Consider the following 23058-nt stretch of genomic DNA (forward strand, 5'->3'; position numbering starts at 1 on the left):
CTAATTTTGTTTCTCCTCGTACACCTTTGGAAGCTCAGTTGGTGCAAATTTGGAGTGAAGTTCTAGCTACTGAGCGCATTGGTGTAAATGACAACTTCTTTGAATTGGGAGGACATTCTTTATTAGCAACTCAAGTGATATCGCGGATTAACTCAACTTTGGGATTTGGTATTTCTGTGCAGAAGATGTTTGAGTGTCCCACCGTCGAGGAGATCGCATCTTATTTGGAAGTGATGAATTGGGCTTCAGACGATGCTGCCCTACCTAATAACAGTGGTGAATTAGTGGAGTTCTAAGCAATGCAAAGCACGTTTGAATTTATTTGTCAACTCAAGGAATTAAAAATTAATCTAGAGACGGAAGGCGATCGCCTTCGTTGTCATGCCCCTGAAGGTGCTTTAACTCCTACACTGCGCCAAGAAATCGCTAAACGCAAAACAGAAATTATTTCCCTCTTACAAGAAGCAAAGCAAATCAAAGTCTCGGAGCAGTTGTCCATTCAACCAGTACCACGAGATAGAGATATACCAATGTCCTTTGCCCAACAGCGTTTGTGGTTCTTAGACCAATTTGAGCCTAACAGTGTGGTATACAATATGCCCACAGCTTTACATTTGCGAGGAAAGTTGCACTCTTACGCATTAGAGCAAAGTTTACAAACAATTATTCATCGTCACGAAGCCTTACGAACTAATTTCACCACCATTGATGGACAACCAACTCAAGTTATTAGGGAACAGGGAATAGGGAACAGGGAACAGGGAATAGTATCAATTGTTGACTTACAGCACTTACCCAAAACAGAACAAGAAATAGCTGTAGAACAATTAGCGCAACAACAAATGATGAAAGCATTTGATTTGAAAACAGAAGCGTTAATTAGAGTGCAGTTAATATTGTTGAACGAGACAGAGCAAGTATTGTTAGTGTGTATGCACCACATTGTTTCCGATGGTTGGTCAATGGGTGTGTTTGTCCAAGAACTCACACAGCTATATAATGCTTATTCTCAAAATCAACCTTCATCTTTAACACCCCTACCAATTCAGTACGCTGATTTTGCAATTTGGCAAAGACAATGGTTACAAGGGGATGTATTACAAAATCAATTAACATACTGGCAAGAACAACTTAAAGACGCACCAACCTTATTATCATTACCCACAGACCGCCCCAGACCTGCTGTACAGACTGTAGTTGGTGCAACTCATGAATTTGCCTTGTCAGTTGAGTTAACTGATAAATTGATCAAACTCAGTCAAAATCAAGGTTGTACCCTATTTATGACCTTGTTGGCTGCTTATGACACATTGCTGTATCGCTACACAGGACAATCAGATATTTTAGTAGGTTCACCTATTGCTAACCGCGATCGCTCAGAAGTAGAAGGGTTAATTGGCTTTTTTGTCAATACTTTGGTGATGCGTACCAACTTGGCAGGTAATCCCAGTTTTAGTGAATTGCTGACTCGTGTGCGGGAAATGGCTTTAGGTGCTTATGCTCATCAACATTTGCCCTTTGAAATGCTAGTGGAAGCATTGCAACCAGAACGGGATTTATCCCATAGTCCACTATTCCAAGTCATGTTTAATCTGCAAAATGCTCCTGAATCTGAGTTGGAGTTCAATGGGTTAGCCGTTAGTTCAGTGCCATTTAAAGGTGTAACCTCTGCATTTGATATAAACTTATTTATGCAGAATACTGCTACTTCGACTACGCTCAGTACAGGTAACGGAATGGTAGGATTATGGGAATACAATACTGATTTATTTGACCATAGCACCATTGAAGCTATAACAAGTCATTTTATTACTTTGCTAGAAGCAGTAGTAAATAATCCCCAAGAACGCATTGACCAGTTGCCTATATTAACAGCAGATGAAAAACACCAGCTATTAATAGAGTGGAATGATACTCAAGCTGATTATCCTGTAGGTAAATGTCTTCATCAATTATTTGAGGAACAGGCAGAACTTACACCGGATGCTGTAGCAGTGGTGTTTGATAATCAACAGTTGACTTATCAACAGTTAAACACCCAAGCGAATCAATTAGCGCACTATTTACAATCTCTGGGTGTGGGTTCAGAGGTTTTGGTGGGAATTTATTTAGAGCGTTCCTTATCCATGACTGTAGCACTGTTAGCAGTCCTCAAAGCTGGTGGTGGTTATGTTCCCCTAGATGTTGATTATCCCCAACAGCGATTAACTTACATCTCCCAAGATTCACAAATTTCTGTACTGATCACACAAGAAAGTTTACTCAATTCCTTGCCAGTGGAAGGGGTAAAAGTTATTGTCTTAGATCAAGAATGTGAAGTATTCAATTCTCACAGTCCAGAAAATCCGGTCAGTGAAGTAGTAGCGGAAAACTTGGCTTGTGTATTATATACTTCTGGTTCTACTGGCAATCCCAAAGGTGTGATGTTAACTCATGGAGCTTTGGTAAATCATAGCAGTGCCATTAGTGAAGCATTTGGTTTGACAAGTAGCGATCGTGTTTTACAATTTGCAGCTTTCGGTTTTGATGTCGCACTGGAAGAAATGTTCCCCACTTGGTTCAAAGGTGGAACAGTAGTATTAAGACCAACACAAATGTTTTCTTCCTTTGCCAATTTTGCTCAGTTTATAGAACAACAACAACTGAGCGTTTTAACTTTGACTTCCGCTTATTGGCATGAATGGATGGTAGCACTGTCTCAATCATACTCCACCGTACCCCAAAGTTTACGTTTATTGACTGTGGGTGGAGATACACTTTTACCGGAAACAGTGGCTATGTGGCAGAAATTTGTAGGTGATAGAATAACTTGTTTAAATGCCTACGGTCCCACGGAAGCCTCGGTGACAGCGATCGTCTATGACGTGCAAAATTACCAACCAGAAAAAACCAATACAGTCCTTATTGGTCGTCCTGTTGCTAATACAGAAATTTACATTCTTGACTCTAATCTGCAACCAGTCCCAATTGGAGTAAAAGGTGAATTGTACATTGGTGGTGAGCGTTTAGCACGGGGTTATCTCAACCGTCCAGAATTAACACAAGAGAAATTTATTGCTCATCCCTTTAATCATCCAAAATCTCAAATCCAAAATCCAAAATTATATAAAACAGGGGATTTAGCACGTTATTTACCCGACGGTAACATTGAGTTTATCGGACGTATTGATGATGTAGTGAAAATCAGAGGTTTTCGTGTTGCACTGGGAGAAATCGAAAGTCTATTAGTTCAGCATCCTGATGTAATTTGCCAGGTGGTAATGCTCAGAGAAGATCAACCAGGACATAAACAATTGGTTGCTTATGTTGTCTCTGATAATCCATCCTTAACCCAAAATGAATTACAAAGCTTCTTGAAACAAAAGCTGCCAAATTATATGATTCCTACGGCTTTTGTCATGATGGAAGCACTGCCAGTCACAACTAATGGGAAAGTAGACCGTCGCGCCTTACCTGCACCTAGCCAAGAGATTGACTTGACTAACTTTGTTTTACCCACTACTCACACACAAAAATTGATAGCAGATATTTGGAGTAGTGTTTTAGGTACAACACAGTTAGGCATTCATAACAACTTTTTTGACATGGGGGGCAATTCTTTACGCGCTATGCAAGTGATGTCTTTGTTAAGAGAGACTTTGCAAATAGATTTACCCCTACGTTATTTGTTTGAAAACCCCACAGTCGCAGAACTGGCTGCCGGGTTAGTAGAGACGTTGTATACAACCTCTCTAGCAACAAACCAGACGGATACCATTACCACCTCTAACCTAGATTTAAAAGCAGAAGCAGTTTTAGATCCCAGCATTCAAATCCGTAAAGACTTTATATATAACGTCTCTACAGAGTACAACAACAAACCTCAAGGAATCTTTTTAACGGGAGTGACGGGTTTTCTGGGTAGTCATTTACTTTATGAACTTCTGCAACACACCCAAGCTAATATTTATTGCTTGATTCGTGCTACAGATATTGAACAGGCACGACAAAAGCTACAAAATCAACTCCAATTGTACAAACTCTGGTCAGGAGTTGACAGAAAACGTATTATTCCTGTGGTTGGAGATTTAGGGAAAAAATATTTAGGTCTTTCCACATCAGAGTTTCAAAAGTTAGCAAGTCAGATAGATGTTATCTATCATTGTGGTGCTTGGATTAATGTTATTTATCCTTACTCTGTTTTAAAACCTGCTAATGTGTTGGGAACTCAAGAGATAATTCGGTTAGCCTGTGAGATCAAAGTTAAACCTTTACATTACATTTCAACTACATCCGTTTTGTCAGCAGCTACTCCTAATGAAGCAGGATTAATTTTAGAGTCTGATCTTCTTGATCAATATCAAGTGTTAGAAAATGGCTATGTTCAAAGTAAGTGGGTAGCAGAGAAATTAGTCATGCAAGCTCGTGATTTAGGTCTACCTGTGGCTATTTATCGAGCATCAAGGATTACGGGAAGTACCCAGACAGGTATTAGTAACACAGATGATTTATTTTGCAGGTTAGTCAAAGGTTGTTTAGAAACCAGAATATTTCCTGATGTGCAGATGGAGGATAATTTGACTCCTGTGGACTATGTGAGTAAGATGATAGTTTATCTGTCAAAACAAACAGAATCTTTAGGACAAGCATTTCACCTAGTTAATCCTGAATCTACTAGTATCCGAAATTTGTTTAATTTGATTCTGTCTTTAGGATACCCTGTACAGATGATTCCTGTAGAGCGATGGCATTCAGAGATTTTTCTTAACAGTCAAGTGTGTGATACGGATAATTTAAGAGTTGTGTCTCATGTCATCCCCAAAACGGCGCTAGAAAATGGTTCTGAACCGTTGACTGACTATCAAAACATGGTCAATGGGCTAAGGAATGCTGGTATTATGTATCCTGTATTGGATCAAGATTTATTGAGGACTTATATTTCCTATTTCATCAGTAGCGGTTTTATAGATGAACGATTGCTACAAAAACAGGTGATTTTTGGCAATACCTAGTTTTGAATAAATCTGGTAATTGGTAATGGGTAATTGGTGATTGGTGATTGGTTATTTTAAACAACCAACAACTGACCACCAACAACTGACAACTGACAAGCAACAACTGACAACTATGCCAACTCAAGTTCAATCTGAACCTTCCACAAATCCTTTTGCAGCTTTGACTCAATTTTGGAAAAATGTTCAATCTATTGCCGAACCTTATTGGTATCCAAATACCTCAAGGGAAAGAGCATTTTCAGACGTGATTCGTTCCTGGGGAATGCTTATTCTATTGATAATACTTATAATTGGACTTGTTAGTTTAAATGTATTTAGTAATTTTCTTTATCGCTACATAGTTGATATTACTATTACAGGAAAAGATGTTTCTCAGTTTTTTAATATTGTATTTACTTATGCTATAACCCTAGCATTTGTAACAGCATTGGTAGGGTTTTCTAAGTTTGTCAGAAGGCAAATCGTCCTAGAGTGGTATGAATGGTTAAATAATCACATTCTGGCAAAATATTTACATGAAAGAGCATACTACAAAATCAATTTTAACTCTGATATTGATAATCCTGATCAACGCATCACCCAAGAAATTGAACCTGTTATAAATAATGCTTTGACTTTTTCAACTACCTTACTAGAAAAAATACTGGAAATCGCAGCTTATATTATAATTATTTGGTCAATTTCCAAGCAAGTTGCAATTATTTTAGTAATTTATACTCTTTTGGGTAATGTAGTTGCTTTCTATTTGAATCAAGAAATAAATAAAGTTAATCAAGAGGAACTGGAATCTAAGGCTGATTATAACTATTGTTTAACTCATGTTAGGGTTCATGCTGAATCTATAGCTTTTTTTCGGGGAGAAAAACAAGAGTCAAATATTATTGGTAAAAGATTTGATGAGTTAATCAAGATTGCTAAAAGGAAAATTAGCTGGGAAAGAAATCAAGACTTTTTTAATAGAGGATATCAAGCTGTAATTGAGGTATTTCCATTTTTAATATTGGGTCCTTTATATATTTCAAATCATTTGGATTTTGGAGAAATTAGTCAAGCTTCTTTGTGTGCTTATCTTTTTGCTAATGCTCTAGCAGAATTAATTAATGAGTTTGGAATTTCAGGGAAGTTTTCTGTTTATGTTGAGCGGTTATCTAATTTTTCTTTTGCTTTGGAAGCAGTTACTAAACAACCGGAAAATGCCAATACTATTAAAACAGTAGAAGATAATTATATTAGTTTTGATCAAGTAACTTTACAAACTCCCGATTATGAAAGGGTAATTGTGGAAGATTTATCACTTTCTGTACAACCGGGAGAAGGTTTATTAATTGTTGGTCCGAGTGGTAGGGGTAAAAGTTCTTTACTGAGGGCGATCGCAGGTTTGTGGAACTCAGGAACAGGTCGTTTAGTGCGGCCTGCTTTAGAAGAAGTGTTATTTTTACCTCAACGTCCTTATATTATTTTAGGAACTTTGCGGGAACAGTTACTTTATCCACACACAGAACGAATAGTCAGCGATCGCGCACTCAAAGAAGTTTTAAAACAAGTTAATCTGGATAGTTTATTAAGTCGAGTAGATGGTTTTGACACTGAAGTTCCTTGGGAAAATATATTATCTTTAGGAGAACAACAACGTTTAGCATTTGCCAGATTGTTAGTTACTCAACCGGATTTCACTATCTTAGATGAAGCTACCAGTGCTTTAGATTTAAATAATGAAAGTAATTTATATCAAAAATTACAAGAAACCAAAACAACATTTATCAGTGTCGGACATCGAGAAAGCTTATTTGATTATCATCAATGGGTTTTAGAACTTTCTCAAGATTCTAGTTGGCAACTTTTAACTGTGCAGGATTATCAACGTCAGAAATTCCAATCTGCTGTTATCAATGTGGCTGAAAAAGCTGAAATTACAATAGATAATTTTGCCTATAATCAATCTCCTAATCAGTCAGAAATAGCAACACCAAAAATAGCCAACCTAGCAACCCAAGTAAGTGTTATTACCAGACTTTCTCATCAAGAAATGCAGAAATTAACAGATTATTCACTGGGGACTGTGAGAACTAAAGCTAGTAAAGGTCTAGTTATTACAACTAAGGATGGTTCTACCTACAGCTATAATAAAGACCCCAATGTTTTGAAATGGGTGCGCGTTTAGGGTGAAACAAGTTATATCAATTCCGGGTAATCACTGATGAATAAGTTGTTGGTTTTTGGTTAATAAATGCCTTTTCCCAATTACCAATTACCCATTACCAATTACCAGCCCCAACAGATATGATAAGTATTCAACAGAACATGATATTACAATGTTTTTGTTTTTGGGTTGTAGATTTTGTGAGGATACTTATTTTCAAAATAGGTAATAGCAACTTCACCCAATGCTTTAACTGCGGCCGCTCCTATTGCGGGTTGAATCACTGAGCCAATACCAGGAATCAACCCTGCTATAATACTGCCCATATTAAACAAAAATTGTCCCCCACCCACGCCTATAATTGCTGCGGCCATTGCTCCAGCACCACTAGCAGGTATCAAATTCACATCATAAATTTGAGCAATTCTAGTAACTACAGCATACTGTACACCAGCTAAACTGGTTTGAAAAGCGATCGCACCAAGAGGAGAAATTCCTCCAGTGAGTCCTGCTGTTGCTCCTGCTCCCATCATTAACCAAAGTTCATCTCTAGCTTGATCACGACAATATTTCTTCATAGGATCGGCAATTTCATCAAAAATATTTCTTGGATCATTAGGTTTTCAAACCTTTTATTGATGATATTCAAAAATTTTTAAACAAAATCTATCCCAGGGTATTGATGGAAAGCTATTAAATTCCACGTAAGTATTCAGTAATCAGTAATCAGCTATTTTCTAGACAAAGACTGAATTACAGCGATTTTAAGGTAAATGAACCACATTTTTTAATCTCACGCAAAGACGCAAAGGCGCAAAGGAAGAAAGGAAGATAACAAGAAAGATGTGGTACAAATACATGAAAACTGCTGTAATAAGGATGCTCCCGTTTTGTCAAATTACACATTATTTTTTCCTCTTGTGAGAAATCCGGGTTTAGCTGTACAATATTGAGAAAAGGTGATTGGTGATTGGTGACTGGTGATTGGGTAAAAATAACTAATAACTACTAACTAATGGGGAGCATTCCAATTTTGCAAAAATAACCGCAGCAACACCAAAAACTCTCTTCTTCCTTCTTACCTTCGTGTCCTTCGCTCCTACCCTTCGGGAACACCTTCGGTGAACGTGGTTCGTTCATTTCACGTCTTGAACTCCAACAAAAAATAAACTTACTTACACATTTGGGATGCTCCTAACTAATATCTAATATCTAATATCTAATATCTAATATCTAAAATGACACCGATTGAATTATTAATTTTAGCATTTGCAGGAATTATAGCTGGGATTTTGGCAGGTTTTTTAGGAATTGGTGGAGGTACAGTTTTAGTACCTTTATTAATTAGCTTAGGAAACGAATCTATCCAAGCAGTAGCTACCAGTAGTTTATCAATTGTCATTACCGCATCTGCTGGAAGTATTCAGAATTGGCGCATGGGTTATCTGGATATCAACAATGTTTTAAGTATGGCTTTACCAGCCTTAATAACTGCTCAAATCGGTGTTTTCTTCGCTAATTTATTTCCTGAATATTTGTTATTATTTACCTTTGGATTATTATTAATTTCCAACATTTATTTAGTTGAGCTTAGAAAAAAAATAGTTGCTAGAAAAAATCAAGAATTTGTAGAAGAAAATAACGAAAATAACGAAAATAATGTGAATAAAATTCAAGATTTATGGCATAAAATCTTAACAGGAGGTGCAGGTGGTTTATTAGCAGGTTTATTTGGAGTTGGTGGGGGGATAATTATGGTCCCTTTGCAAATTGTCTTATTAAATGAAAATATTAAAAAAGCTATTCAAACGAGTTTAGGAGTCATAGTCATTACCGCTATTTCTGCAACTGCTGGCCATGCTTATTCAGGTAATGTTTTGTGGTTAACTGGCGCAATTTTAGGTTTTGGTGGTTTATTAGGAGTACAATTTAGTACACGGTTTTTACCAAAATTACCAGATAAAGTAGTGAGTTTAGCTTTTAGAAGTTTGTTGGCTATTTTATCTATTTATATATTTTGGAAAGCTTGGCAAAGTTACTAACTTTGATGTAAGCATTTAGCCGTCAGCTATCAGCTTTCAAGACTAAAATATACACAATGATCACAAATGCACAGAGTGTAAACCTGAAAAGCTTTTAGCACTGTCACCTGTTACCTGTCACCTAATATACTTAAAAATGCCAAAATTTCAGGTTCAGGACAAATGTTACCGATTGCTACTACACTAATTATGGAATATGAAGAATAATTAAGAGAAAATAGTGTTAGCAAAAATATGATGATTTTGGCTCAAAGTTTAACAATTGATTGGATTTTAGTAAATAACTGCATCAAGTTCGTTCTTTGGGGTGTTTTCTCCATCTTACTTGCGGAAATAATTAGAGATAGTTATCATGTTTTGTGTCATCAAGTCACCTGGTTGGCAAAATGGCATAATAAACATCATGCAGCTTACCGTCGAGATTTAACATTAGTTTCTCAACAAGCTTACTTAGATTCCCAGTTGTATCACGACATAGTTGAGTCAATTATACTGCTAGTTTTATTAATCACAGTTGCTTTAGTTTTCAGACAATGGGGTTTATGGTTGGGTGTTGCTTATGGTGGAACTTTTTTATATGGTGCATCTTTGCGATATTTCCAAGGTACAATAGACACAGATTACAATCATTTACCAGGACCATTAGCAGCAACTCCTTCTGTGTGGTTTGTGAATAGAACATATCATTGGCGACATCATTTTGATGATGTAAATGCTTATTATAGTGGTGTATTTTCTCTTGTGGATAAAATATTAGGAACAGGACTTTCTTTAAAAGGTAAAACCGTTGCTGTAACTGGCGCTTCTGGTGCTTTAGGAAAAGCATTAACCGCAGAATTAATCAAGCATAAAGCCAAAGTTATTGCTTTAACAACTAACCCAGATAAAATAGAGGAACAAACTGGTTTAAAAGTGATGTTTTGGGAATTGGGAAATGAAGAAGAATTAAAAGCCAACTTGCAAAAAGTTGATATTTTAATTATCAATCATGGGGTGAATGTTTATGGCGATCGCACATCCACAGCAATTCACAATTCCTATCAAGTTAACACTTTTTCCGCGTTGCGGTTAATAGATATCTTTTCTGCAACTGTCACTGGACCAGATGCTAAAGCGACTAAAGAAATTTGGGTAAACACATCAGAAGCAGAAGTTTCACCAGCTTTAAGTCCATTATATGAAATCAGCAAAAGGGCGTTAGGTGATATCATTACCCTCAAACGTTTGGATGGAATTTGTGTAATTAGAAAATTGATTTTAGGACCATTCAAAAGTCAACTTAATCCCTTCGGTGTGATGTCAGCAAATCAAGTTGCACAGGGAATTTTGTTTTTAGCAAAACGGGATTTTAGAAATATTATTGTCACAGTCAACCCACTAACTTATTTACTATTCCCCATCAAAGAATTTACTACATGGTTGTACTATCGTGTTTTTAGTCAGAAGTAATAAGTAGGGTTTGCTGAAAAAGTCTTTTCGTGGAGACAGGGAACAAGGAACAGGGAACAGTTTTTCTCGTTTCCAGTCTCTGACTGGGAATGCAATTATAGAGTCTCCGAATCTAAATTTTACTACAAAAGGGACAGTCTTTAATCCCACATTCCCATCAAAATATTTCAATACAAGATCCCCTAATTCTTTTTTCATCTTGGTTATAAACGATGAATTAGTTTAATAAGTCGGGGATCTGAGTTTTATTAATTCCGATTCAATTACAATTCTTATAGTTGAAATTGGCTAAGTAACCAAGCACAAACTTCAGATTGACTGCTTTCACGACTACGACGTAAAGCTGTTTCTAAAACTGCAATTTTTAACCCAGGTAAAACCCGTGATTCTTGAATACGTTTACTACCTTGGTTGATCATACTATAGGCGATAATTTGGGTGTTTTGTACATCTATCACCCAGTATTCAGCAACACCTAATTCTTCGTAAAGACTACGCTTTGTTCCTAAGTCATCTAATAAAGATGTTTTAGCAATTTCAATGACTAAATCTGGTGCTGGGTAGTGATCTAAATTAACAATTCCTGTACCTGTGGGGATAGTTTGGGCGCGTTCTTGGAGATAATAAGCTACATCAGGTTGACAGTCTTGAATACCTTGTTTACGAAAGGTTGTGGTATCTAAACCTGTAGCTAAAATTCCTTTAATAGTGGCGAATAGAGTGACAGCAAAAATAATTATTACATGATCTTTTCCATGATCAAAACTAACTGGTGGCATTTCTAGCCTCATGTATCCTTTATAATAGTAACTTTTTCCCGGTTTATTAAGTAAGTTGGTGGTTATTTGTTCATACTCATTCCAAGAAGTATAAATCCATGTATCTGTAGGTATTTGAGTTTGTAAATTACTCATTTTCTCAGTCTCCTGAGTAGATAAATATTTGAATATTTGAATGGTAAGATACCCAACTTCTGACATTAATTGATGATTTCTGGAAACGATGAAAATAGAAGTCGGGGATCTGAATAAAATGTTGGGTTTCCTTGCGTCAACCCAACCTACTAATACTAATTAGAATTTACCTGCAAACACTCTTTCTGCTGGTCCTGTCATATAGATTTTATTGTCAATTTCTGACCATTCAATTTCTAACTCTCCTCCTGGTAATTCTATCGTTGCAGCGCGATCGCATTTATCATTCAATACCCCAGCAACTAAAGACGCACAAGCACCAGTACCGCAAGCTAAGGTAATACCCGCACCTCTTTCCCATACCCGCATTTTTAAATAATTACGGTTGACAATTTGGATAAATTCTGTGTTAGTTCTTTGAGGGAAAACGGAATGATGTTCAAATTTGGGTCCAATAGTTTCCAGGGGAATAGCTGCTACATCATCTACAAAGATTATACAGTGAGGATTTCCCATACTCACACAGGTAACATTCCAAGTATGATCCGCAACTTCCAAAGGTACATTAATTACCTTACTGTCAGTAGGTGCAAGGGTGGTAGGAATTTCCTGCGCTAATAAGCGAGGTTGACCCATATCTACTTTTACTTGCCCATCATCTGTAAGTTGAGGAGTAATGACACCAGCTAAAGTATGAATAGTGTAAAAATCTTTAGTGCGGGATATACCTTCCAACTCAGTGAGGAAAACAGCTAAACAGCGAATACCGTTACCACACATTTCCGGTTCTGAACCATCAGAATTAAAAATTCTCATGGTATAATCAGTACCATTTTGCCCAGGAAGTGCGAAAATAACACCATCAGCACCAATACCAAAATGGCGATCGCACAATTTGATTGCTTTTTCCGGTGTGATTATGGGAGTAAGAGAGGAACGGTTATCAATGAGAATAAAATCATTACCCAAACCGTGATACTTAGTAAATTCTATTGCCATTTTCCCCTAGATGAATTATCAAAGATAAGTTACTACTGATTTCAACATTGTCCAATAAGATAGGTAATTGGTAATTGGTAATCGGTGATTGGGAATAATAAAACTGATTACCCAGTCCCTGTTCCCTGTTCCCTGTTCCCTGTTCCCTTTATATCATTACCAAAAATGCCAGCAACAGAATTTGACACTACCTTACCTAGCATTAGACAATTACAAAATTGGATCAAGCAAAAAGCCACCGTTGAATTTAAACTGATGACTGGTGATGTCATCGTCGGTAAGGTTTTTTGGCAAGATATCAATTGTGTATCTATTGTAGATGCTAACAACGAACAAATAAGCGTTTGGAAAATGGCGATCGCTTACATGAAAGTTCGCAGTGATACAGTTGTATAAAGAGGTTTAGTTCCCAGACAAGCTAGAGTTGAAATTGCCAAGATCGATTCATAAGGTTAGGCGAAAAACTTGATCATTGCAACTCTTTGATAGTTTCTACCTCTTCATTTTTAACACTAGAAATTGCTAAGGGTAATTCACAAGCAGCAGTAAAAAATTGTTGCAACTGATTGAGTCTGGAAAAGCTACCGCACAGCAGCACTTGATCGCCTGTTTTCAATTCGATGTTGCCATGAGGAAAGCGGATAAACTTGCCATCTCGCCGAATTGCTGGCACTTTTACCACATACTGTTCATCATAGGTAAAATCTGCCAAATTTTTACCCAAAAAAGTACAGTTAGCTTGAACTGTAACCCACTGACAAGCGTTAGTTTCTCCAGGAACAGCTGCATTACCCTTAGCAAATTCTGCTAAAGCTGCTAATTCTTTACTTGCACCCACAACTAAAAGGCGATCGCCAGTTTCTAACCTCACCTGACTATTAGGATAATCAATTTCTGTGCCATCAGCACGACGAATGGCCATTAAACTCACCCCGATCAGATAGCGCATATCCGCTTCCTCCAACGTCATCCCAATCAAAGGCGAGTCATCAGGTAAATCATACCACCGACGGTTTAAATCACGGGTAACTTGTTGTAAGTGTTGGGAAACTTCCGCAGCAGAACGTTCAGGACGCAAATCTAAATAATGATCCTTACGAATATCCTGCATTTTCCGTTGTACCACCTCTGGCAATAATCCCGCATCGGTAAGTAAATAGGTGGCCATTTCCAGACTCGCTTCAAATTCTGGTTGTACCACTTCCTTAGCACCCAGTTGATAAAGCACCTCAATATTTTTATCTTGAGTAGCACGAACCACTAAATCTAATTCTGGGGATATTTCCAAAGCCCGTTTTAAACACAAACGAATACTAGCAGGATCAGGAAGTGCGATCGCCATCCCTTTAGCATGATTCACCCCAGCAGTTTCCAACACATGAAAACTCACCGCATTACCATAAACATACGGTATACCCGCTTCCCGTAACTGTTGAATCCTACTTTCAGACTGATCAATAACGACTACAGGCAAATCATGTAACTGCAATAACCGTACCAAATTTTTACCAATGCGACCATAACCACAAACTACAAAATGATCTTTCCGGGGTAAATCTTCCGCAAAATCTCGCGCTTGTTCTTCCACCAAATAAGGTTTTAACCAAGGCATGGACTCCGCAAAATTAAATAACAATGGTACTAAACGCAACACAAAGGGAGTCAACATTAAAGTAACCGCAGTCGTTCCCAAAGTTAATAAATATATTCTCCGGGAAACCAACCCCAAAGCTTGACCTTCACTAGCTAAAACAAAGGAAAATTCTCCGATTTGCGCTAAACCCAAACCCGCAATCAAAGCAGTTTTTAACGGATAGCGGAATAATTTAACCAAAGGTGTGATGATCAGGAACTTACCCAAGAACACCAAAACCACCAAACCCAAGATCACATCTAGGTTTTGCCACAAAAACACCGGATCAATCAACATTCCGATCGCAGCAAAAAACAAACTCGCAAAAATATCCCGCAACGGTTCAACAATGGTTAAAGTTTCATCAGCATATTCCACCTCAGAAATCATCAACCCTGCAACAAACGCCCCCATCTCAATAGAAAGACCCAAATATTCAGTTAGCAGGGCAATACATAAACATAAAGTTACTACCCCCAACAAAAACAACTCTCTGCTTTCTGTGCGGGCTAATAATCGCAACAACGGCGGAATTAACCAAATACCCGCAACTACCGCACCCGCAGCAAATAAACCAATGCGTACCAAAGCGGTGAGGACTGCTAAACCAATCGCTTCTCCTGGTTCATGCAGTGCGGGTAACACGGCCAGCATTAAACCCAGTGCTAAGTCCTGAACAACGAGAATACCCAGCATGACCTGGCCGTGGGGTGTTTCTGTCTCGTTGCGTTCCATCAAGCACTTGAGAACTACCGCAGTAGAAGACAAAGACAAAATACAACCTAAAAATACCCCTTTAGCCGGTAAAGCACCCCAAGCACCTGTAACACCACAAACTAGGACTGTGATAATAATAGTGAGGATAATTTGTAATCCTCCACCACCCAAAGCTATAGCCCTTACCTTTTTCAGTTCTGCTAGGGAAAATTCAACACCCAAAGCAAAGAGTAAAAAAGCTACACCAAACTGCGCCAAGGTTTCCACTTGGACAACTTCTTTAATTAATCCCAGTCCTGCTGGTCCAACTATCATCCCCCCGATGAGATATCCCAGCAAAACGGGTTGTTTCAACAATGCGGCCAGTAGTCCACCACAAGCAGCGACAGCGAACACCGAAACCAAATCAACAATTAAGCGAAAGTCCTCTTGCACCAGCTTTAATAAGAAATATAAAGTTTATTAATTTCAGGATACAAAGTTTTCTCTATTTGAGGGGAGGGTAGAGGGGGAGGAATTTTTGGAATTTTTATTTATTCTCACGCAGAGGAGGACACTTGCTTGGGCGGGTTTCCCGACTTGTGCAAAGTGTCCGTCGCGCGGAGACGCAGAGAGTTAAGGAGTATTTAAGTCTGTTTATAAGGCAGTCCAAAAAAGTTTTCCTGCTTATTTATTGAGAATGGAGAAGGTTTATTCGCAATAATATTGAGAATGCTGTCAATAAGTGAACGATTTTTCAAGGTTCTTGACATCTTGACTTTTTGTGGTATTATAGGGGTGTATAATCTAAAGGATATTTATATCTAACTCAACACTTTTCAAGTGATATTTTTTATATATAAATACTTAAAATACTTAATTCACAATTAACAGCAGTAATATCCGCCTGACGAGTACCATTTTCAGCATGAGTTAAACATACCTTTAAATAACTATCTGGTAGATATGGCATTCGTTCCGCCCATTCAATAGCAACAATACCAGGTGTTACTTCTATACCTTCCCAATAGCTTTCTAAATTTAAGCCTGTCACCTCTTGAGGTTCTAAACGATACAAATCTAAGTGATAAAGAGGGATGCGTCCTTCTGTGTATTCATTAATCAGGGTAAAAGTAGGACTCACAATAGATTCAGTGATACCTAAACCCTGACCAATACCTTGAACTAAGCTAGTTTTACCCGCACCCAAGTCACCTTCTAATAAAATCACATTACCAGCAGTCAGGTTTTCCCCTAGAATAATACCTAACTGCTGTGTTGCTTTTATATCTGGAAGAAAGATTGTAGTCATTGGTAATTGGTAATTGGTAATTGGTAATTGGTAATTGGTGATTGGTGATTGGTAATTGGTAATTGGGAAAAATAAAATTGATTACCCAGTCACCAGTCCCAAGTCACCAGTCCCCATTACTTCCCATGTTGCGCTCCACTGTACCATTTTAATAACACCTTAGCTAGTTTTTGGGGATCGTGACGGACAAAACCAGTTTCATCTTCGTGTAAAACGTTAGCGGGGACTATGCGCCGTCCCAACTGAGTAACTGCTTCTCTGTCTAAGAAAACGGGATGGGAATTTTGTTGGGCGTAGCGGATCAATGCTTGGGCTGATGGGGTTTTGCGATGTACGAGTACAGCATCAAAAAGTTTTCTGTCACCAGCAGCTTGATCAATGGCTTGGATATGTTCAGCAACGGTATAGCCCTCTGTTTCTCCTGGTTGGGTCATAATATTGCAAATATAAATGCGGGGAATTTTTGTAGCAGCGATCGCATCGGCTATTTCTGGAACTAATAAATTGGGAATTAAGCTAGTATACAAACTTCCAGGACCAATAATAATGTAATCAGCTTCTTTAATTGCTTTAATTGCAGCGGGTAAGGCGGGGGGATTTTCGGGAATACAGCCAATTTTGACAATTTTGCCCCCGGCTTTGGGAATGCTAGATTCACCTTCAATGCGTCGGCCATCTGCCATTTCTGCCCATAGACGCACATCACTCAAGGTTGCTGGTAAAACCTGTCCCCTCACAGCCAGGACTTTGGAACTGGCCGCAACTGCCCTTTCTAAGTCGCCAGTAATATCAGTCATGGCAGTTAAAAACAAGTTACCAAAACTGTGGCCTGTTAAGCCATCCCCAGCGCGAAAACGATATTGGAATAATTCAGTTAATAACTTTTCTTCATCTGCTAATGCAGCTAAACAGTTGCGAATATCTCCAGGAGGTAAAACGCCAAATTCCTGCCGCAACCTACCAGAAGAACCACCATCATCAGCTACTGTGACAATAGCAGTCATATTAGCACTATAGGTTTTTAAGCCCCGGAGTAAAGTAGAAAGTCCAGTACCACCGCCAATAACGACAATTTTTGGACCACGGTATAAACGACGATGTGCCAAGAGAACATCTATCAGTTCTTCTTCATCACCTTGAGGTCTTAAAACCTCTGTAATTGAACCAACAGTACGGGATTGTCCCCACAATAACAACAGCACACCCAGCAGCAACACCAAAGGTCCGCTGACATAGTTGGGTAAGATGTTGGTGAGGAAACCCAACAAACCTTTAAGAAATTCCAATGTCCAAAAAATTGGGGTTAGCTTAATCCAAATAGCTAACCCCAAACTTGCCAATAAGAAACCCCCTACACTGACTAGAAACCAGCGTTTTACCGATATTCCAGGAGATAACCATTTAAACCACTGGTTAACCCGGTGGGAAGTGCGACTGTGTGACTGAAGTTGTATGGCGTTGAGGGCTTGTCGAAGAAAACCGATTGACATACTTAATAGGGAACTGTGGTACAAACAATGTTTAGCAGAAAATGTACACTAACAGGGACTGGTGATTGGTGATTGGTGACTGGGGAGGAAAATTTTAGATTTTAGATTTTAGATTTTAGATTGGAGATCACAAAAACAATCCAAAATCCAAAATCCAAAATCCAAAATCCAAAAAGTGTTTATTTCTTCATGATTGGCGATCGCTAACCGGAAAGTGCAGATTAAGTATAGTAGGAGTCGGGTGTTAGAAGTTGAGAATCAAAGTTAATTTTATGGAAATTTAGGGAAAATCAGACAAAACTTATGGAAAAAAGAATTTTAGGATTAGATCCGGGTTTAGCTATTGTGGGATTTGGGGCGATCGCCTGGCAGCAAAGTCAAGGTAAAGTACAGAATACAACTGTTAAAATGCTTGATTTTGGTGTAATTCGCACGTCGTCAGATATGGAAATGAGTCAGCGACTAGCTACTTTATTTGATGATTTAAACACCCTAATGGACGATTTGCAACCGGATTTAGTGGCCATTGAAAAATTATTCTTCTATCGTATGGCCAACACTATTTTAGTTGCACAGGCTAGGGGTGTATTAATGTTGGTTTTGGGGCAACGTAAACTTCCTTATGTAGAGTTTGCACCCCCTCAAATTAAGCAAGCTTTAACAAATTATGGTAAGGCAGATAAGGAAGAAGTGCAAGAAGCGGTAATGAGGGAGTTAGATTTAGAGGAAATGCCTAAGCCTGATGATGCGGCAGATGCTTTAGCGGTGGCTTTGACTGCTGCGTTTCAATTGTAATTTTAGTTACAAATAATTTTTCTCAAAACCAAATATTACTGTTATGAATTCTCCCACAAAACCCCCAAAATTACCCACCCAAGCACTAGCCGCTAAAATCTTCCACTCTATTAATATCATGAGCCTGTTTTTAATGATTACCAGTGGATTGCAAATTTATAACGCTAATCCCGTCTTTGGTGGCCGTGCAGGTTTACATATTCCCCCTATTTTCACATTAGGCGCTTGGTTAGCAGGAGGTAGACACTGGCATTTTGCATCTATGTGGCTATTTTCTCTCAATCTTTTATTTTATGGAATTTACATTTTCATTACCCGACGTTGGCGACATAGATTTGTCGGTAGTAATGACATTCAGGCATTACAAAAAACGCAAAATCCTAAGCGTTTAACCTATGCTTGGCATCGGATTATTTACACATCTATTATTCCTGTATTGTTGTTAGCAATATTAACAGGAATCGGAATGTACAAACCTGCTCAATTTCCCTGGATAGTGGATATGTTTGGCGATTGGCAAGCATTAAGAATTGTGCATTTTGCTTCTGTGCCATTGGTGATAATATTTGTAATTATTCATTGGCGTTTAGGACAAAAAGCCGGAGGTGATAAATTAATTGAGTCTATGTTTTGGTAGTTTTTTGAATTAATGATTTAACGCAGATGAACGCAGATATTTTTTGTTGATTATCCAATAGATACCAATGAATTATAATAATAAAAAAGACCTCATTCATATCGTCAAACCTCAATTATCGCGCCGCCAATTTTTACAAATTTCGGGAATTTCCAGCATGGGTTTTTTACTTGGTGGTTGTGGTACACCAGCATTAGAAGATTTGGTAGGTAAGCTTTCAGAACCTTTAAATCAAAAGGTTGAAGAATTGATATTTCAACCTCAAAAACTTGTACCAGAATTTGCTGCTAGTGAAATTCAACCAGCAGCTTTAATCATTAATAGTTTTCGTGGTACACCACTTATTGATGTTGATAATTTTCGGTTAATTATTGATGGTGAAGTCAATAATCCTGTGAGTTTAAGTATGGCAGAAATTCAAAATTTACCTTTAACTTCTATGATTATTCGTCATGTTTGCGTTGAAGGTTGGGCAGCAATTGTACAATGGGGAGGTATTCGTTTACGTGATTTAATCGCTTTAGCTCAACCCCAGGAAAATGTTAAATATGCTTATTTTAAATCAGCAGATGGTTATTATGAAAGTTGGGATATTGCTTCTGCTACCCATCCGCAAACTTTGTTAGCATATCAAAAAAATGGGGAAAAATTGCCTATTGAAAATGGCGCACCTTTGCGTTTAGCTTCTCCTATTAAACTTGGTTATAAACAAAGTAAATGGGTAACGAGAGTGACTTTAACTAGCCAGTTATCAGTTTTTAAAGGTTATTGGGAAGATCAAGGTTATGAATGGTTTGCAGGGTTGTAGTGCAAATTAAGTTGAGAAAGATTATTAGGTGTAAAAGATAATCCTTTACACCCTGTGAAAATTTAAGATTTCTGAATTTCTTGTTGTAAAGCTTGCACTTCCTCAACAGATAATTCCGTGACTTCAGCAATTTGGGCTAAACTCATTATTCCCATTCTTAATAAGTTTAAAGCTAACTTTCTGGTTGTTTCCGCTTTACCTTCGGCTTTACCTTCGGCTTTACCTTCGGCTTTACCTTCTTCTAGGATTTCTTGATAAATGACTGATTCGCGCATAATCTCACTCCTGAATATTTTCTTAATTACATCTTTGTTTAACACTAGACCGGCTAAAACGCTACTAGCAGCAGCTATATTTCTTTGTAACCTTTGTTCTGTGATTCTTTCTACTGCTTGTGCTACTTTGGTTAATACTATTGTAGGATCATTTGTCTGACTCAGCACCGCGAAGGGTAATAAACCGGGAACTGTCAAAAATTGCTCTGTTGGTTGTTCCCATAAGCGGATAACCTCAAATTGATGGTAAGTGTTTTCTAATTTGAAGTTGTTTTCATAGACTAATTCTGACCCTGTTTTTCGCAAATAGATGACTATTTGACGCATTTTTTTATGAGGAAACCGACGATATCCCCTAACTCGATAATCTAATGTCCGAAAAGGCATATCTTTATCTGTGTCGGTTTGAAATTCGATATGTAGAACTAATTCATCTGATTGTAATAAGATTAATGAATCAGCGCGAATTGGTTCGTTTGATAATTCTGTAGGGCTAAGTTCTGTTAATTTAACTGGTGAACCTAGTAACCATGTTGCTAAGTCATCTTTGAAGTTTTCGGCTAAGAATTTGCAGATGTTGTCATACATGAGAATTTAAAACCCATTTGATTAGCGATATTTTTCCTATTTACTTTCCCAACCTCATTCTATGTCATTTTGAATAGGTAATGTTGGGTTTCTTTGTGTCAATATAACCTACTCAATTTTTTAGGAATTATCAGTTATATTTAACTATTTTTGTGTATACTTATAATAAGTAGTATAATCCCTGAATACAGACAGCAAAAATATGTCTATTAAATTTTCCATAGGTCTTATCAGTATTAAAACAGACAAAGGACTGGTAGAAATAGAAAGTCGATCAGATGTTCAATTTACAGGTAAACTTTCAGAGTTTGATGATTTTTTACAAATGTTGTTAGACGTTGTTAGAGATGTTGAAGTTCTTTAGTAAGTAGGTTGAGTTGAGGGAACGAAACCCAACATTTATTATTTTCCGCTTATGTAGGTGTGTCAAACTTGATGAATAATCAGATAAAATAAAGAAATAAATCCCTAAAAACCTTAACATGAACTTTTTTGACAAGTTAAATACAGCAATCTCCCAAAATCAAAGTTTACTATTTGTGGGACTTGATCCAAATCCTGAGATGATTCCAGCCCGTTATCAATCATCTGATTTGATGACTGGTTTGGAAAGTTGGTTGCAATTTATGATTGCAGAAACGGCTGATTTTGTTTGTGCTTATAAACCTACTTTGGGATTTTATCAAGCTTTGGGCGTACCAGGTTTAGAGTTATTAATCAGAACGTTAAACTCTATCCCCGCCCATATTCCAATTATTTTAGATGCTAAACACAGTGATTTAAATACTAGCAGTATTTTCGCCCATTCAATATTTACAGAATGGCAGGTAGACGCGGTTACTCTTAGTCCCTATACTGGTCAGGATCATGTTGCACCTTTTGTAGTTTATCCTGATAAAGCTGTGTTTATTTTGTGTTGTACTTCTAATCCTGGTGCTGCTACTGTACAACAATATCCTCATAATTCACCGCTTTATTTACAGGTTGTTCAAGAATCAAAAACTTGGGGAACTCCTGAACAATTATGTTTAGAAGTGGGAACTACAAATGCAGAAGTTTTAAAATCTATTCGTTCTCTTGCTCCGGAAAGAATTATTATGGCACGGAGTATTTGGGCTGGGGAAGGTAATATTAAACAAATTTTGGCAGCAGGTTTAAATTGCAGTGGTGATGGTTTATTAATTCCTGTTCCTCAAGATATATTAGGAAGTGGAAATCTATCTGAGGAAATTCAATCTTTACGCAGAGAGATTAATGAATTTAGAGGTGAATTTATCCATGATGCTTCTAGTTGTGAAGTTTGGTTTTCTGATGTTGACGTGCAAGATAAACATCCTCATCAAGATTTGATTTTACAACTTTTTGATATTGGTTGTATTATGTTTGGGGAATTTGTCCAAGCTTCAGGGGCGACTTTTCCTTATTACATTGATTTACGGAAAATCATTTCTAATCCTCAAGTTTTTAATCAGGTTCTTAGTGCTTATGAGAAAATTTTAACAGGTCTGACTTTTGATAGGTTGGCTGGTATTCCCTATGGTTCTTTACCTACTGCAACTGGTTTATCTTTACGTTTACATTGTCCAATGATTTTTCCTCGTAAAGAAGTTAAAGCACATGGTACACGGCGAGTAATTGAAGGTAATTTTCATCCTGGTGAAACAATTGCGGTGGTTGATGATATTTTAATTAGTGGTAAAAGTGTGATGGAAGGAGCAGAAAAAATCAAATCTGTGGGATTAAAGGTTAATGATATTGTGGTTTTTATTGACCATGAAAAGGGTGTCAAAGATAGATTAAAAGCAAATGGTTATTGTGGTCATTCGGTTTTAACTATTTCGGAAATTGTGACTACTCTACACGAAGTAGGCAGAATAAATGATGAACAATTGTTAGCTTTTAGGGAAAGTTAGTTTTTTGGTAAATTACAACACCCAGATCCCCGACTTCTGACATGAATTTATAGTATATTGACAATTTTTAAAAAGAAGTCGGGGATCTTATTCTCTATTCCCTAGCTATATCCTTATATATGTGAACAGAAAAACTTATGGGTGATTTTTGGAGATTTTTGGAAAAATCGTAGTGTTTGTTACATACAGTCACAAAAACGATAGTTAACATTAAAAAAATATTGTACTAGAAGAAAACATTTGGAGAACAACCTTTTTTGTTCTGTGTTTTTCTTCTACTCTCGCGGAAAACCGCACATAGGAGTCAATTTTATTCAGAAATTTACCTGAGTTTAATAATATCAAATTCCTCTAGTCTAATCTTTTAGACTCA

The 23058-nt window shown here is 37.4% G+C and carries 18 protein-coding genes; 11 read left to right on the plus strand and 7 right to left on the minus strand.

The window, feature by feature from the left end; translation table 11 throughout:
- From IQ237_RS19195 to IQ237_RS19205, 3 genes are all read left to right on the plus strand, one after another.
- Positions 1-296, plus strand: a 296-nt coding sequence (locus IQ237_RS19195; RefSeq protein WP_194058045.1) for a phosphopantetheine-binding protein, incomplete at its 5' end; no start/stop codon positions are given.
- A gap of 3 nt (positions 297-299) precedes the next feature.
- Positions 300-4991: a non-ribosomal peptide synthetase gene (locus tag IQ237_RS19200; protein WP_194058047.1), complete on the plus strand. Its 4692-nt coding sequence runs from the start codon at positions 300-302 to the stop codon at positions 4989-4991.
- Between the two features lie 115 nt (positions 4992-5106).
- Entirely contained in the window at positions 5107-7155 is a 2049-nt protein-coding gene (locus IQ237_RS19205; protein ID WP_194058049.1) for an ABC transporter ATP-binding protein/permease, read from the plus strand.
- 146 nt (positions 7156-7301) lie between these two features.
- Here IQ237_RS19205 and IQ237_RS19210 read toward each other — a convergent pair whose 3' ends face one another.
- Positions 7302-7712 (minus strand): hypothetical protein, encoded by a 411-nt coding sequence (locus IQ237_RS19210; protein ID WP_194058051.1) that lies wholly within the window; start codon positions 7710-7712, stop codon positions 7302-7304.
- A 660-nt stretch (positions 7713-8372) separates the two neighbouring features.
- On the opposite strand from IQ237_RS19210, the gene IQ237_RS19215 reads away from it, so the two are divergent.
- Together IQ237_RS19215 and IQ237_RS19220 are read left to right on the plus strand one after the other, a co-directional pair.
- Positions 8373-9176, plus strand: coding sequence for a sulfite exporter TauE/SafE family protein (locus IQ237_RS19215; protein WP_194058053.1), 804 nt, complete (start codon positions 8373-8375; stop codon positions 9174-9176).
- A gap of 237 nt (positions 9177-9413) precedes the next feature.
- Entirely contained in the window at positions 9414-10625 is a 1212-nt protein-coding gene (locus IQ237_RS19220; RefSeq protein ID WP_194058132.1) for a bifunctional sterol desaturase/short chain dehydrogenase, read from the plus strand.
- 272 nt (positions 10626-10897) lie between these two features.
- Here the strand turns inward: IQ237_RS19220 and IQ237_RS19225 are convergent, their stop codons facing one another.
- A complete protein-coding gene (locus IQ237_RS19225; protein ID WP_194058055.1) occupies positions 10898-11539 on the minus strand; it encodes a Uma2 family endonuclease in 642 nt (213 codons plus the stop codon).
- A 159-nt stretch (positions 11540-11698) separates the two neighbouring features.
- Entirely contained in the window at positions 11699-12538 is an 840-nt protein-coding gene (gene dapF, locus IQ237_RS19230; RefSeq protein WP_194058057.1) for a diaminopimelate epimerase, read from the minus strand.
- A gap of 165 nt (positions 12539-12703) precedes the next feature.
- Here dapF and IQ237_RS19235 point away from each other — a divergent pair, with 165 nt between their 5' ends.
- The gene (locus IQ237_RS19235; protein WP_194058059.1) at positions 12704-12934 is read left to right on the plus strand and encodes an RNA-binding protein hfq; all 231 of its coding nucleotides are present in this window, start codon (positions 12704-12706) and stop codon (positions 12932-12934) included.
- A 73-nt stretch (positions 12935-13007) separates the two neighbouring features.
- On the opposite strand, the gene IQ237_RS19240 is transcribed toward IQ237_RS19235, so the two are convergent.
- The 3 genes from IQ237_RS19240 to yvcK all read right to left on the minus strand — a co-directional run bounded on the left by IQ237_RS19240 (position 13008) and on the right by yvcK (position 17669).
- Positions 13008-15323, minus strand: a complete 2316-nt coding sequence (locus IQ237_RS19240) for a cation:proton antiporter (protein ID WP_194058061.1) — start codon at positions 15321-15323, stop codon at positions 13008-13010.
- A 397-nt stretch (positions 15324-15720) separates the two neighbouring features.
- Positions 15721-16179: a tRNA (adenosine(37)-N6)-threonylcarbamoyltransferase complex ATPase subunit type 1 TsaE gene (tsaE, locus tag IQ237_RS19245; RefSeq protein WP_194058070.1), complete on the minus strand. Its 459-nt coding sequence runs from the start codon at positions 16177-16179 to the stop codon at positions 15721-15723.
- Between the two features lie 116 nt (positions 16180-16295).
- Entirely contained in the window at positions 16296-17669 is a 1374-nt protein-coding gene (gene yvcK, locus IQ237_RS19250) for a gluconeogenesis factor YvcK family protein (protein WP_194058072.1), read from the minus strand.
- Between the two features lie 303 nt (positions 17670-17972).
- Here yvcK and ruvC point away from each other — a divergent pair, with 303 nt between their 5' ends.
- The 3 genes from ruvC to IQ237_RS19265 all read left to right on the plus strand — a co-directional run bounded on the left by ruvC (position 17973) and on the right by IQ237_RS19265 (position 19909).
- Complete coding sequence (ruvC, locus tag IQ237_RS19255) at positions 17973-18464, plus strand: crossover junction endodeoxyribonuclease RuvC (RefSeq protein WP_194058074.1); 492 nt, start codon at positions 17973-17975, stop codon at positions 18462-18464.
- Between the two features lie 43 nt (positions 18465-18507).
- Positions 18508-19101, plus strand: a complete 594-nt coding sequence (locus tag IQ237_RS19260) for a cytochrome b/b6 domain-containing protein (RefSeq protein ID WP_194058076.1) — start codon at positions 18508-18510, stop codon at positions 19099-19101.
- A 67-nt stretch (positions 19102-19168) separates the two neighbouring features.
- Positions 19169-19909: a molybdopterin-dependent oxidoreductase gene (locus IQ237_RS19265; protein WP_194058078.1), complete on the plus strand. Its 741-nt coding sequence runs from the start codon at positions 19169-19171 to the stop codon at positions 19907-19909.
- A 62-nt stretch (positions 19910-19971) separates the two neighbouring features.
- Here the strand turns inward: IQ237_RS19265 and IQ237_RS19270 are convergent, their stop codons facing one another.
- Positions 19972-20772: an Rpn family recombination-promoting nuclease/putative transposase gene (locus IQ237_RS19270; protein WP_194058080.1), complete on the minus strand. Its 801-nt coding sequence runs from the start codon at positions 20770-20772 to the stop codon at positions 19972-19974.
- Positions 20773-20974: 202 nt separating this feature from the next.
- On the opposite strand from IQ237_RS19270, the gene IQ237_RS19275 reads away from it, so the two are divergent.
- Positions 20975-21136, plus strand: a complete 162-nt coding sequence (locus IQ237_RS19275; RefSeq protein WP_194058138.1) for a hypothetical protein — start codon at positions 20975-20977, stop codon at positions 21134-21136.
- Positions 21137-21254: 118 nt separating this feature from the next.
- Positions 21255-22685 carry a bifunctional orotidine-5'-phosphate decarboxylase/orotate phosphoribosyltransferase gene (locus IQ237_RS19280; protein ID WP_194058082.1) on the plus strand — a complete coding sequence of 477 codons (1431 nt, stop codon included), beginning with the start codon at positions 21255-21257 and terminating at the stop codon, positions 22683-22685.
- Positions 22686-23058 lie beyond the last annotated feature (373 nt).

This window comes from Sphaerospermopsis sp. LEGE 08334, from assembly GCF_015207205.1.
In the GTDB taxonomy this organism is placed as follows: domain Bacteria; phylum Cyanobacteriota; class Cyanobacteriia; order Cyanobacteriales; family Nostocaceae; genus Sphaerospermopsis.

Coding starts and splice junctions, on each gene's coding strand:
- IQ237_RS19200 (WP_194058047.1), top strand. CDS start 300: ATGCAAAGCACGTTTGAATTTATTTGTCAACTCAAGGAATTAAAAATT.
- IQ237_RS19205 (WP_194058049.1), top strand. CDS start 5,107: ATGCCAACTCAAGTTCAATCTGAACCTTCCACAAATCCTTTTGCAGCT.
- IQ237_RS19210 (WP_194058051.1), bottom strand. CDS start 7,712: ATGAAGAAATATTGTCGTGATCAAGCTAGAGATGAACTTTGGTTAATG.
- IQ237_RS19215 (WP_194058053.1), top strand. CDS start 8,373: ATGACACCGATTGAATTATTAATTTTAGCATTTGCAGGAATTATAGCT.
- IQ237_RS19220 (WP_194058132.1), top strand. CDS start 9,414: ATGATTTTGGCTCAAAGTTTAACAATTGATTGGATTTTAGTAAATAAC.
- IQ237_RS19225 (WP_194058055.1), bottom strand. CDS start 11,539: ATGAGTAATTTACAAACTCAAATACCTACAGATACATGGATTTATACT.
- dapF (WP_194058057.1), bottom strand. CDS start 12,538: ATGGCAATAGAATTTACTAAGTATCACGGTTTGGGTAATGATTTTATT.
- IQ237_RS19235 (WP_194058059.1), top strand. CDS start 12,704: ATGCCAGCAACAGAATTTGACACTACCTTACCTAGCATTAGACAATTA.
- tsaE (WP_194058070.1), bottom strand. CDS start 16,179: ATGACTACAATCTTTCTTCCAGATATAAAAGCAACACAGCAGTTAGGT.
- yvcK (WP_194058072.1), bottom strand. CDS start 17,669: ATGTCAATCGGTTTTCTTCGACAAGCCCTCAACGCCATACAACTTCAG.
- ruvC (WP_194058074.1), top strand. CDS start 17,973: ATGGAAAAAAGAATTTTAGGATTAGATCCGGGTTTAGCTATTGTGGGA.
- IQ237_RS19260 (WP_194058076.1), top strand. CDS start 18,508: ATGAATTCTCCCACAAAACCCCCAAAATTACCCACCCAAGCACTAGCC.
- IQ237_RS19265 (WP_194058078.1), top strand. CDS start 19,169: ATGAATTATAATAATAAAAAAGACCTCATTCATATCGTCAAACCTCAA.
- IQ237_RS19270 (WP_194058080.1), bottom strand. CDS start 20,772: ATGTATGACAACATCTGCAAATTCTTAGCCGAAAACTTCAAAGATGAC.
- IQ237_RS19275 (WP_194058138.1), top strand. CDS start 20,975: ATGTCTATTAAATTTTCCATAGGTCTTATCAGTATTAAAACAGACAAA.
- IQ237_RS19280 (WP_194058082.1), top strand. CDS start 21,255: ATGAACTTTTTTGACAAGTTAAATACAGCAATCTCCCAAAATCAAAGT.